This is a genomic window from Bacillota bacterium (assembly GCA_040757085.1).
In the GTDB taxonomy this organism is placed as follows: Bacteria; Bacillota; Sulfobacillia; order JACIYH01; family JACIYH01; genus JACIYH01.
In genome coordinates, this window is sequence record JBFLXJ010000023.1 from 247026 (window position 1) to 258581 (window position 11556).

Consider the following 11556-nt stretch of genomic DNA (forward strand, 5'->3'; position numbering starts at 1 on the left):
AGGAGGTGTTCCCGCTGTGGCTGCCGTTGCCCCCAGGCCCCAGGAACTGAAGCAAAGGCTGGAGCCCATCCTGCGTCGTCACGGGACGGCCCCTTCCAGACTCATTCCCATCATGCAGGACATCCAGGCCGAGTTCGGCTACCTCCCCCGGGAGGCGGTGGAGGAAGCCGCCCGCTGGCTGAAGATTCCCCTCAGCAAGGCGTACGGGGTTATCACCTTTTACGCCCAGTTCCACCTCAAGCCGCGGGGCAAGTATGTCCTCCGGGTCTGCCTGGGGACGGCCTGTCACGTGCGGGGCGGAGAAAAGGTGCTGGAGGCCGTGAGCAAGGAACTGGGGATTGCCCCCGGGGAGACCACGCCCGACCTGAAGTTCACCCTGGAGCGGGTAGCCTGCCTTGGTTGCTGTGGCCTTGCCCCCACCATGATGGTGAACGACCAGACATTCGCCCGCCTCAACCCCCAGAGGGTCAAGGAGGTGCTGGCCCAGTTTGCCTGATGACCCTACCGCCGAGGACGGGGGGTGGGGATTGGCTGTGGAACCAGTAATGGCGGTGGTAGTCCGCCGCATACGAGGCGGGTCGGAGGAGGAAGTGGGTGACCGGGTGGCCCAGGAGTACCCTGTCACCCTGGTGTGCCAGGGCCGGGAACTGGCCACCCTCATGTGTACACCGGAGCACCTGGACGAACTGGCCCTCGGATTCCTTTACACCGGGGGCCTCATTTTGTCGCCGGACGAAGTACGGGACCTGAAGGTGGAAGCGGAACCGGGTGCCGGGCGGGTGGAGGTTACCCTGGCCGCGGGGGCAGAGGCTCGCCTGACTGGCTGGCAGGCGGCGCGCCTCGTCCCCACCGGTTGCGGCCAGGCTTTCCCAGAACGCCAATCGGAGCTCCCCACAATTTCCGGTAACCTGTGCGTAACCGTGGCGGAGATAATGGACTTGCTGGCCGGCCTCACCCGGGCCCCGGTGCACCGGGTGACGGGCGCGACGCACGCGGCCGCTCTGGCACAGCGAGGGGGGATCCTCTGCCTGAGGGAAGACGTAGGCAGGCACAACGCCATCGACAAGATCGCCGGATGGTGGCTCACTCGCCGCGCAGCCGGGCCGCAGAGTGCGCAGGGCCTGGTGGTGCTCACCACGGGGCGCCTGTCGTCGGACATCGTCCTCAAGGTGAGTCGCCTGGGGGCTCCCGTCCTGGTATCGCGGGCGGCGCCCACCTCCCTGGGTATCCGGCTGGCTTACCTGACCGGCCTCACCCTGGTGGGGTTCGCCCGGGCGGGTCACCTCAACGTGTACACGTTTCCCGAGAGAGTGATGGCTTGAACCCAAACATGCGGGGGGGAGAGCAGATGCAGGAAACGGTAATAGTGAGCGGATGCCGGACCCCATTCGGTAGCTTCGGAGGCAGCCTGAGAGATATTGCCGCGGCCGAACTGGGGGCACTCGCCATCCGCGGGGCGCTGGGCAGGGCGGGGATATCCGCCGAGCAGGTGCAGTACGTGCTGATGGGGATGGTGGTGCAGGCGGGGGCGGGACAGAGTCCGGCCCGGCAGGCTGCCATCAAGGCGGGGATACCGCATCACGTCCCCAGCGATACCATCAACAAGGTCTGTGCGTCGTCACTGCGCTGTGTGAACATAGCCGATGCCCTCATCCGGGCCGGCGACCTGGAGATCGCGGTGGCCGGCGGGATGGAGAACATGAGCCGCAGCCCCTACCTGGTTCCCGGCGCCCGCTGGGGTTACCGGCTTTGGAACCAGACCCTGGTGGACGCCACGGTGAACGACGGGCTGTGGTGCGCTTTCCACGACGTCCACATGGGGGTCCATGCCGACCGGGTGTCGCGCCAGTACGGGATCGGCCGCGAAGAGCAGGACGCTTGGTCGTACCGCAGCCACGTGCGGGCGCTGGACGCCATCCGGGCGGGGCGCCTGAAGGAGGAGATCGTGCCGGTGGAGGTTCCCCAGCGCAAGGGGCCGCCGGTGGTATTCGATACCGATGAATCCCCCCGGCCGGACACCTCCCCCGAGAAGCTGGCTTCCCTCAAGCCGGTGTTCTTGCCCGACGGCACCATCACCGCCGGCAACGCACCCGGGATCAACGACGGCGCCGCTGCCCTGGTGCTCATGTCCGGGCGCAGGGCGAAGGAATTGGGGTTGAAGCCCCTGGCCACCATCGTGTCCCAGGGCTGGGTGTCGCGGCCACCGGAGGAGTTTCCCCTCACCCCCTATCCGGCCGCGCAGGCTGCCCTGCAAAAGGCGGGACTTACCTTCGCCGACGTGGACCTGATCGAGGTGAACGAGGCGTTTGCTGCGGTAGCACTGGTGAACATGAAGCTGGGCGACTGGCCCGAGGAGAAGGTGAACGTCAACGGTGGGGCGGTGGCGCTCGGGCATCCCATCGGGGCGTCGGGGGCGCGTATCCTGCTCACTCTGGCCTTCGAACTGCGCCGGCGGGGAGGCGGCCTGGGGGTGGCCTGCCTGTGCGCGGGCGGGGGCCAGGGCGAGGCCACCGTCATCCGCGTCGAGCCCTGAGGCGCCGGGGTGGCGCTGGCGGATCAATCCTGGGTGTATGATGTCGCCCGGCAGGGTGGAAGCGCAGGCGGGCACGGTACCCGTGCAGAAGGGAGGGGACTGGTATGGAAGTACGGAGGGTTTTCGTGGTGGGAGCAGGCCAGATGGGCTCCGGCATAGCGCAGGTGGCAGCCCAGGCCGGTCTGCAGGTAACCATGCGGGATATCGCCCCGGAATTCACCGAGAAAGGAATGGCCACCATCCGCCGCAACCTGCAACGCAGCGTGGAGAAGGGCCGCATCACGCCCGAGGAGCAACAGGCTATCCTGGACCGGCTCCAGACCACGCTGGACCTGGACGGGGCCGCGGATGCCGACGTGGTCATAGAGGCGATAGTCGAGAATCTACAGGCCAAGAAGGACCTGTTCGCCGAACTGGACCGCATCTGCCCGGCGGCCACCATCCTGGCATCGAACACCTCGTCGCTGCCCATCACGGAACTGGCGTCGAGTACCCGGCGTCCGGACCGGTTTATAGGCATGCATTTTATGAACCCGGTCCCGGTTATGCAACTGGTGGAGATCGTGCGCGGCCACCTGACTTCCGACGAGACCCACCGGGTGATCCGCGACCTGGCCGTGCGTATGGGGAAGACCCCGGTGACAGTGCAGGACTATCCGGGATTCGTGGCCAACCGGGTTCTGTTCCCCATGATCAACGAAGCCATCTACTGCCTGATGGAAGGTGTGGCTTCGGCCGAAGACATAGACACAGTGATGAAGCTGGGCATGAACCATCCCATGGGGCCCCTGGCCCTGGCTGATCTGATCGGCCTCGATACCTGCCTGGCCATCCTGGAGACGCTGCACCGTGGCCTGGGTGACCCCAGGTACCGGCCCTGTCCCCTGCTGCGGCGCATGGTAAGTGCGGGTCTGCTGGGGCGCAAGACGGGCCGCGGCTTTTACACCTACTGAAGTGGTGGCCAGGCAGGCGATCCTGGAGGTATAGTGCTCCGTGGGGTCGAAATACCTGCCTGAGCATAACGGTGGCGTTCCAGAGAGAGCGCGAACGCTTGCTGCGGCAGTCAGGCATAAGACTTGCTTGCCGGGGCAGGCGATGCTGGCAGAGGGCGGAGGCTGAACTGCATGACGGAACGCGAGCATGGTGAACTGGATCAGGCGGCACGGTCGGTGCGGGAGGCAGCCCGGGACGGACGGCTCCCCTGTGCCCGGGCCCTGGAGTTGGCCCGGGAACTGAAGATTCCGCCGGCCCGCGTGGGCGAACTGGCCGATCGCCTGGGTATCAAGATAGTTGCCTGTCAACTGGGATGCTTTAAGTGAGGGGACGGTCATACTGTTCGGGGCAGTAGGATGGTCGCTGGCGTGGGGCAGCAGGTGCCGTTGGCAGTCAGGGCGGTGAGGCGGTTTTGTTCTTCAAGGTGGTGACAGTGCGGCAGGCACAGGAGAAAATCCTGGCCACATTGGCGGCTCCGCCGTCGGGGGGGGCTGGGGCGCCCGGGCACGCCCGGGCGGTTGAGTTGGTGGGGCTGGAGGAAGCCCTGGGCAGGGTGCTGGCTGCGGACCTGGTGGCGCGCGAGGACGTGCCCGGGTTTGCGCGTTCCACGGTGGACGGGTATGCGGTGCGGGCCCAGGATACCTTCGGCGCCAGCGAATCTCTGCCCGCGTACCTGACGCTGGCGGGAGAACTGCGCATGGGGCAGGCGGCGGAGCGGCACCTGGGAGACGGCGAGTGCATGGCCGTGGCCACCGGGGGGGCGCTCCCCGCGGGCGCCGATGCGGTGGTCATGCTGGAGCACACCGAGACGCCCGGGGACGGCACGGTGGCCGTGATGCGGCCGGTTTCCCCGGGGGAGAACCTGGTGCGTCCCGGGGAGGACGTGGCTGCGGGCCAGGTGGTGATCCGGCGGGGCCGCGTCCTGCGGGCGCCGGACCTGGGGGTGGCCGCCGCCCTGGGATATACGGAATTGCCGGTGTTCGTGCGTCCCCGGGTGGCCATCGTCTCCACGGGGGACGAACTGGTGCCTCCCGGGGAGACGCCGGGTCCGGGCCGGGTCCGGGACGTGAATTCTCATACTCTGGCGGCGGCGGTGCAGGCCGAGGGAGGGAACCCCCGCCTGCTGGGGATCGTGCCCGACGACCGTCCTGCCCTTGACCGTGCGCTGCAGGAAGGATTGCGGGCCGACTGCCTGCTGGTGTCGGGCGGTAGCTCGGTGGGTGCTCGCGACCTGGTGGCCCAGGCCATCGCTTCCCTGGGGGAACCCGGCATCCTGGTTCATGGCGTGGCCGTGAGGCCGGGCAAGCCCGTCATCGCCGCCGTTGCGCGCAGCAGGCCCATCTTCGGGTTGCCCGGCCATCCCGTATCCGCCCTGGTCACCTTTTACCTGCTGGTGCGCCCGGTGCTGCGATTCCTGGCGGGGGCAGAACCTTTCCCGGTGGAGGCAACCGTGCGTGCCCGTCTGGGGCGCAACCTGGCCTCCCGGCCGGGGGTGGAGGAGTACGTGCGGGTGAGTCTGTGCCGGGACGGCGGGGTGCTGGTGGCCCATCCCGTCCTGGGGAAGTCGGGGCTGATTTCCACCCTGGCGCGGGCCTGGGGGCTGGTGCGCATCCCGGCGGAGGCCACCGGCCTGGCCCAGGGTGAAGAGGTGGAGGTAATGCCGATCCTGCCCGTTTAAGAGAGGAGCCAGGGGGGGTACCATCCCTTCGTGGTGACCGCGGCTGGCGTGCTGGAGGTTGGAAAGTGTTGCGGAAGGACGTCTACCTGAAAACGGTGGCCTGGCAGGAGGCACAGGAGGTGTTCCTGGACGCCGTGCTGGGGCCGGGGCGCCAGGGGCGCACCGAGGGGGAACTGGTACCCACCGGCCGCGCGGTGGGCCGGGTCACCGCGGCGCCGGTGTTCGCTGCAGTCTCCTGGCCTCATTATCACGCCGCCGCCATGGACGGCGTGGCCGTGTCCAGCCGGGACGCGGCAGGGGCCAGCGAGTCTCATCCCGTGGTTCTCAGCCCGGACCGGTACGACCCGGTGGACACGGGTGACCCCCTGCCCCCCGGGCGCGACGCGGTCATCATGAGCGAGGATCTGCACCTCCTGCCCGACGGTCGCCTGGAGGTGATCGCCTCCGTGCCCCCCTGGGACAACGTGCGTCCCGTGGGGGAGGACGTGGTGGTCGGCGAGATGGTGGTCCCGGCCGGACACCGGTTGCGCCCCGTCGACGTGGGGGCGTTGCTGGCGGCAGGGGTGACCCAGGTACCGGTGCGGCGTCGTCCCCGGGTGGCCATCGTGCCTACGGGAGACGAACTGGTGCCCCCCGGCGAAGCCATGGCGCCGGGGCAGATCCCCGAATTCAACTCGGCTATCCTGGCCGGAATGCTGGCCGAGTGGGGAGCGGATCACGTGGTGTACCCGCCGGTTCCGGATGACCCCGGGACCGTGCGGGAAGCCATGCTGCGGGCGGCGGGGGAATGCGACCTGGTGCTCACCATCGGGGGTTCCTCGGCCGGCTCGGGCGACTATACCGCCCGGGCCATGGCAGAGTGCGGCGAGGTGCTGGTGCACGGGGTCAACACCCGGCCGGGCAAGCCGGTAGTGTTGGGGAAGGTGGACGGCAAGGCGGCGGTGGGTATCCCCGGGTACCCGGTGTCGGCCGTGCTGGCCATGGAACTGTTCGTGCGGCCCCTGGTGCTTGCCTGGCAGGGGCTTCCGCCCCCCGCCCGTGAGGTGGTGCGCGGGCGGCTGACCCGGCGCCTGGCCTCCAGTGCGGGAGTGGAGGAATTCGTGCGGGTGCGCGTGGGCCGGGTCGGGGATGAACTGGTGGTGACGCCTTTGCCCCGCGGAGCGGGAGTGACCACCAGCCTGGTGCGGGCCGATGGCTGGCTGGTGGTGCCCGCAGGGGTGGAAGGGTTCCCGGAGGGCCATGGGGTGGAGGTGCAGCTCCTGCGGAGCCGGGAGGAAATAGAGGGCCGCCTGCTGGTGACGGGAAGTCACGATCCCGCCCTGGACGTGGTGAGCAGCCTCATGAGTGAGCGGTTCCCCGGACTGGGACTGAGTTCCGCCAACGTGGGTAGCCTGGCCGGCCTGGTAGCTCTGGGGCGAGGGGAGTGCCATGCGGCGGGATGTCACCTGCTCGACCCCGAAAGCGGCGAGTACAATGTTGCCTACGTGCGGCGATTGCTTCCCGAACGCAGGGTGATCCTGTTTCCCCTGCACTTCCGGCAGCAGGGGATCATGGTGGGGAAGGGAAACCCCAAGGGGATCCACGGGATTGAAGATCTTGCCCGCCCGGATGTTACCTTTGTGAACCGCCAGCGGGGGTCGGGGACGCGGGTCCTGCTGGACTGGCTGCTCGGCCGGAAGGGAATCTCTCCCCGCCAGGTGAACGGTTATGCGCGGGAACTGTTCACCCACGCTCAGGTGGCCGTGGCCGTTGAGAGCGGGACGGCCGACGCTGGCCTGGGGGTGCTGAGCGCCGCCCGCGCCCTGGGGCTGGAGTTCATCCCGGTGGCCGAGGAGCGGTACGACCTGGCTTTCCTGCCCGAGACGTTCGGCGACGAGCGCGTCCGCGCCCTGGTGGAGGTGGTGCGGAGCGATGCCTTTGCCCGCGCCCTGGAGGCCATGGGCGGCTATCGACCGGCCGACGGCGACGGGCAGGAGGTCGGCCCGCTGTGAGGGGGGGGCGACGGGGGTGCGGGATGCCTTCGGCCGGGAGATTAATTACTTGCGGGTCTCGGTGACCGACCGCTGCAACCTGCGCTGCCGCTACTGCATGCCCGAGGAGGGCGTGGAGTCCATCGCCCATGCCGATGTCCTCCGCTACGAGGAGATCGAGCGGCTGGTGCGGGTGGCGGCGCGGCTGGGCTTCTGGCGGGTGCGGGTGACGGGCGGGGAGCCACTGGTGCGCAAGGGCATCGTGGGATTCGTGAGGCGGCTGGCGTCCATCCCCGGCATAACCGATGTTTCCCTCACCACCAACGGCGTGCTCCTTGCGGACATGGCTCGGGACCTGCGCCGGGCCGGGTTGCACCGGGTGAACGTGAGCCTGGACACTCTGCGCGAGGACAGGTTTGCCTGGATCACCCGCCGTCCGGAATTTGGACGCGCGTGGGCGGGGATAATGGCCGCCCTGCGCGAGGGACTGGTGCCGGTCAAGGTGAACGTGGTGCTGATGGCGGGTATCAACGACGATGAGGTGGAGGATTTTGCCCGCCTGACCCGGGAGTATCCCCTGTGGGTGAGGTTCATCGAGATCATGCCTCTGGGGGAAAATGGGTTAGGGCAGGAGCGCCGGTACCTGCCCGCGGAAACCATCTGGCCCCGGTTGCAGGCGCTGGGCCCCGTCGAGGAGGTTTCCACCCCTGCCGGCGATGGTGGTGGCCCCGCCCGCTATTTCGCCTACCGGGGTGCGCCCGGGAGACTGGGCCTCATCACCCCGCTCAGCCAGCACTTCTGCCAGGGGTGTAACCGACTGCGTCTCACGTCGTACGGGCATCTGAGCCCCTGTCTGGCCGGGGTGGGCGAGGTGGACGTGCGCGGTCCTTTGCGTTCAGGGGCGACGGATGACGATCTGGCTCGCCTCATCGCCCTGGCCGTGTCCCAGAAGCCCCGCGAGCACCACATGACGCCCGACGAGGTGGCATGCGGGCGGCAGATGTCCCGCCTGGGCGGCTAGCTGCAGGCGTGAGCGGGACGCCAGCGGAAGGGGACTGCTGAGGATGAGTGAACGGAACACGGGTCTCACCCACCTGGATGAGGCCGGGCAAGTGCGGATGGTGGACGTGTCGGGGAAAGAACCTTCCTTACGGGAGGCGGTGGCACGGGGCCAGGTGACCATGGCTCCCCGCACCCTGGAGCTCATCAGGCGTGCCGCCCTGCCCAAGGGGGATGTGCTGGCCGTGGCCCGGGTGGCGGGGATCATGGCCGCCAAGGAGGCTGCCCGTCTGATCCCCCTCTGTCATCCCCTGCCCCTGGACCACGTACAGGTCGACCTTAGACTGGAGGACCCTTCCGTCGCCGCGCCGGGCGCGGCCGCGGAGGATGCCACCGCCCGCGTACTCATCCAGGCCACCGTGCGCACCCGGGCTCCCACCGGAGCTGAGATGGAGGCACTCACCGGCGTCATGGGGGCGGCCCTGGCGGTTTACGATATGTGCAAGGGAGTCGACAGGGACATGGTCATCGGCCAGGTGCGCCTGGTCCGCAAGGAAGGCGGGCGCAGCGGCCGGTGGCAGAGGGGAGGTGAGGAGCCCTGGCCCTCCAGCGAAAAATCAGAGCAGGGATCTTAACCGCAAGCGACAGCGCCTACCGGGGCGAGCGGCAGGACGAAAGCGGTCCCCTCATTGCCGCCATCCTGGAGAAGGCGGGCATGGAGATCGTCCACCAGAAGGTCCTGCCCGACGAAGAGGGGGCCCTGGCCATGGAAATGAAGTACATGGCGGATGGCCTCGGGGTGGACGTCATCCTGACCACCGGCGGTACCGGGCTGGGACCCCGCGACCGCACACCCGAGGCGACGCGGGCGATCATCGAGCGGGAGGTGCCCGGCATCGCCGAGGCCCTGCGGGCGGCGGGAACGAGGAAAACCCCCCATGCCATGCTTTCGCGGGGCGTGGCGGGAGTCAGGGGGAGCACCCTGGTAGTCAACCTGCCCGGCAGCCCCCGCGCTGTGCAGGAGAGCCTGGAGGTGCTGTTGCCCGCCCTGCCCCATGCGGTGGAACTCCTCCAGGGAAAGGCGATCGACTGCGCCCGCCTGCGCCGCTGATCCTCGGGCAGGCCCCGCCACCGCATGCCCCGTAGCAGGTCGGGATGGGCAGGTGTGGGCTGGTGCATGGTGCTGGCCTCACTGTAACATGCCTGTAGCATAATTGTTAGGGAACGTTAAAGGCGATAGCGGTCTGCCCCGCTAACTGCTTATGTAAACTCCGCAAGGATGCAATGCGGGGATGACAGGGCGGGAGCGGGGCATATGGCATTTCCGAAACAGCCCCTGGCGTGCATCGTGGGCGTGGTAACGTTAGCGGGATTGCTGGTGGGAGGCGCCTGGGCCTATCCCCGGGTTGCGTGGCTGGGTGAGGTGCCCTCCCGGTTGGAGATTGCGGTAGAGACGGTGGTGGGCACACTGGCCGGTGACCGGTTGTACCACACCGTGCCCCCGGGGGTATACCAGCGCGGAGTTGGGCCTGTTCCATCGGGCGTCAATGAGGGTGGGAGCCCGGTGGCGGTGGGTGCGACGGACATCGGTGCCGGGCTGGAGCGGCTGGTGTCCCAGCAGACAGAATGGCTGCTGGCCTGTCGCACCCCCGGCGGCACCTTTGCCGTGGCGCCCGCATCCGACCTCATCATCCCCTATTTTGCGAACCAGGCCGCCTGGTCGCTGTTGCCGGAATATCCCGGGGAAGTCAGGGCTCACCTGGATTGGTACCTCAGCCACCTCAACCGGCCCGATCGCTGGGGCCTGGTGGGGACGGCGTACGATTACCGCATCGAGGGGGACCGCGAGGTGCCCACGGGATCGTACGATTCGGCCGACGCCTATGCGGCTACGTTCCTCACCGCAGTGGCCCGCTACTGGCAGGTGACGGGTGACACCCGGTTCGTGCTCGATCACCGCAGCGAACTCGACCTGGTGGCGGGGGTCATCGTGGCCCTGCAGGACGCCGATGGCCTGGCCTGGGCTCGTCCCGGGCACTGGGTCAAGTACCTCATGGACAACGCCGAGAACTACCAGGGGTTGAGCGACTATGCCTGGCTGCTGGCCAGGCTGGGAGACGCCGAGTCCGCCGCCTACTGGGCGGCCCGGGCCGAGGCCGTACGCCAGGGTGTGAGACAGGTGATGTACAACCCCCGTCGGGGCGAGTACTACTGGGCGATCAAGATGTCGGGCACGCGGCGCCTGCCCAACTGGCGGCAGTGGTACCCGGACGCGGTGGCCCAGCTATTTCCCGTCCTGTGCGGCGTGGAGGCCCCCGACAGCCGTATCTCCCGGGAAATCTACCGGCGCTTTGCCCGGTTTTACCCGGGATGGGCAGCCGTGCCCCATCCCGGTCGTTCTCCCTGGGGCGTGATCACCCCCGTCGCCGTCACCATGGGCGATACCGGCGACCTCCAACTCAGCCTGAGTGTAGCAGCCGAATTGCCGTCCCGGGCGGCGGTGTGGCATGCTGGCGAAGCCGCCTGCCTGCTTTCGGCCGCCCGCCAGTGGCTGTCGCGCCTGTTCCCCGGCGGGGAGGGTTCCCCGTCAGTACCGGCACCGCAGCCGGAAGCGTTACCCCACGTTCCGGATACTGCCGCTGAGGGCGGGGGTGAGTAACCCCCGCCCTCGGCAGGACGGAGGGCCCTGCGTGAAGAAAGCTAAGGGAAGGCTGCCCGGGCCCCTTGCCAGGCGATTAAGGGGCGCTGGGTGGTGATGCGCGCGGTGAAGAATAGCAGAGGGGGCTGCCATGGAAGAACGGAATGTGCTGATCACGGCCGAGGAAATAGCGCACAGGGTGAAGAAACTGGGGAAAGAGATCTCTCAGGACTACCAGGGCAAGGAGCCCCTGCTGGTATGCGTGCTCAAAGGGGCCGTCATCTTTTTGGCCGATCTGGTGCGGCACCTGACGGTCCCGGTTAACGTGGACTTCATGGCGGTGTCCAGTTACGGGCAGAGCACGGTGACGTCAGGGCAGGTGCGGATCCTCAAGGACCTCGATACCAGTATCGAGGGCCGCCATGTGCTGCTGGTGGAGGACATCGTGGACACGGGGCTGACCCTCTCCTACCTGTGCGATCTGTTGCTGGCCCGGGATCCCGCCAGCCTGAAGGTGTGTACCCTGCTGGATAAAGCGGCCCACCGCCGGGTCAAGGTACCCCTGGACTACGTGGGGTTCGAAGTACCCAACGTCTTCGTGGTGGGGTACGGGCTCGACTACCAGGAACGCTACCGGGAATTGCCTTACATCGCCCGGCTTGAGGCAGAGCCGGGAGCGACCGGCACGGGAGGTTGATGGGATGCCGCACCGTGCGGGACGGTGACTGGCGCGGAAGATGCACGG

The 11556-nt window shown here is 68.1% G+C and carries 12 protein-coding genes; all 12 read left to right on the forward strand.

The annotated features are described in order from the left end of the window. Positions 1-16: 16 nt before the first annotated feature. The 12 genes from nuoE to hpt all read left to right on the forward strand — a co-directional run bounded on the left by nuoE (position 17) and on the right by hpt (position 11508). A complete protein-coding gene (nuoE, locus tag AB1446_08825) occupies positions 17-496 on the forward strand; it encodes an NADH-quinone oxidoreductase subunit NuoE (GenBank protein MEW6547006.1) in 480 nt (159 codons plus the stop codon). 37 nt (positions 497-533) lie between these two features. Continuing rightward, complete coding sequence (fdhD, locus tag AB1446_08830) at positions 534-1322, forward strand: formate dehydrogenase accessory sulfurtransferase FdhD (GenBank protein ID MEW6547007.1); 789 nt, start codon at positions 534-536, stop codon at positions 1320-1322. Between the two features lie 26 nt (positions 1323-1348). Beyond that, positions 1349-2533, forward strand: a complete 1185-nt coding sequence (locus AB1446_08835; GenBank protein MEW6547008.1) for an acetyl-CoA C-acetyltransferase — start codon at positions 1349-1351, stop codon at positions 2531-2533. A 104-nt stretch (positions 2534-2637) separates the two neighbouring features. Beyond that, a complete protein-coding gene (locus AB1446_08840) occupies positions 2638-3486 on the forward strand; it encodes a 3-hydroxybutyryl-CoA dehydrogenase (protein ID MEW6547009.1) in 849 nt (282 codons plus the stop codon). 171 nt (positions 3487-3657) lie between these two features. Continuing rightward, entirely contained in the window at positions 3658-3852 is a 195-nt protein-coding gene (locus tag AB1446_08845) for a hypothetical protein (GenBank protein MEW6547010.1), read from the forward strand. Positions 3853-3938: 86 nt separating this feature from the next. Next, positions 3939-5204, forward strand: coding sequence for a gephyrin-like molybdotransferase Glp (gene glp, locus AB1446_08850; protein MEW6547011.1), 1266 nt, complete (start codon positions 3939-3941; stop codon positions 5202-5204). A 65-nt stretch (positions 5205-5269) separates the two neighbouring features. After that, positions 5270-7195 carry a molybdopterin biosynthesis protein gene (locus AB1446_08855; GenBank protein ID MEW6547012.1) on the forward strand — a complete coding sequence of 642 codons (1926 nt, stop codon included), beginning with the start codon at positions 5270-5272 and terminating at the stop codon, positions 7193-7195. Between the two features lie 16 nt (positions 7196-7211). Further along, a complete protein-coding gene (gene moaA / locus AB1446_08860; GenBank protein ID MEW6547013.1) occupies positions 7212-8195 on the forward strand; it encodes a GTP 3',8-cyclase MoaA in 984 nt (327 codons plus the stop codon). A 43-nt stretch (positions 8196-8238) separates the two neighbouring features. Next, complete coding sequence (gene moaC, locus AB1446_08865; protein ID MEW6547014.1) at positions 8239-8808, forward strand: cyclic pyranopterin monophosphate synthase MoaC; 570 nt, start codon at positions 8239-8241, stop codon at positions 8806-8808. Further along, positions 8802-9284 (forward strand): MogA/MoaB family molybdenum cofactor biosynthesis protein, encoded by a 483-nt coding sequence (locus tag AB1446_08870; GenBank protein ID MEW6547015.1) that lies wholly within the window; start codon positions 8802-8804, stop codon positions 9282-9284. Before moaC ends, AB1446_08870 begins: the two co-directional genes overlap by 7 nt. Positions 9285-9488: 204 nt before the next feature. Continuing rightward, on the forward strand, positions 9489-10832 hold the full coding sequence (locus AB1446_08875) for a hypothetical protein (GenBank protein ID MEW6547016.1): 1344 nt from the start codon (positions 9489-9491) through the stop codon (positions 10830-10832). A gap of 130 nt (positions 10833-10962) precedes the next feature. Beyond that, entirely contained in the window at positions 10963-11508 is a 546-nt protein-coding gene (gene hpt / locus AB1446_08880) for a hypoxanthine phosphoribosyltransferase (GenBank protein ID MEW6547017.1), read from the forward strand. Positions 11509-11556 lie beyond the last annotated feature (48 nt).

Excerpts from the sequence above, each read along its gene's own strand:
- AB1446_08840 (MEW6547009.1), top strand. The coding sequence starts at position 2,638 with ATGGAAGTACGGAGGGTTTTCGTGGTGGGAGCAGGCCAGATGGGCTCC.
- hpt (MEW6547017.1), top strand. The coding sequence starts at position 10,963 with ATGGAAGAACGGAATGTGCTGATCACGGCCGAGGAAATAGCGCACAGG.
- AB1446_08875 (MEW6547016.1), top strand. The coding sequence starts at position 9,489 with ATGGCATTTCCGAAACAGCCCCTGGCGTGCATCGTGGGCGTGGTAACG.
- AB1446_08835 (MEW6547008.1), top strand. The coding sequence starts at position 1,349 with ATGCAGGAAACGGTAATAGTGAGCGGATGCCGGACCCCATTCGGTAGC.
- AB1446_08845 (MEW6547010.1), top strand. The coding sequence starts at position 3,658 with ATGACGGAACGCGAGCATGGTGAACTGGATCAGGCGGCACGGTCGGTG.
- moaC (MEW6547014.1), top strand. The coding sequence starts at position 8,239 with ATGAGTGAACGGAACACGGGTCTCACCCACCTGGATGAGGCCGGGCAA.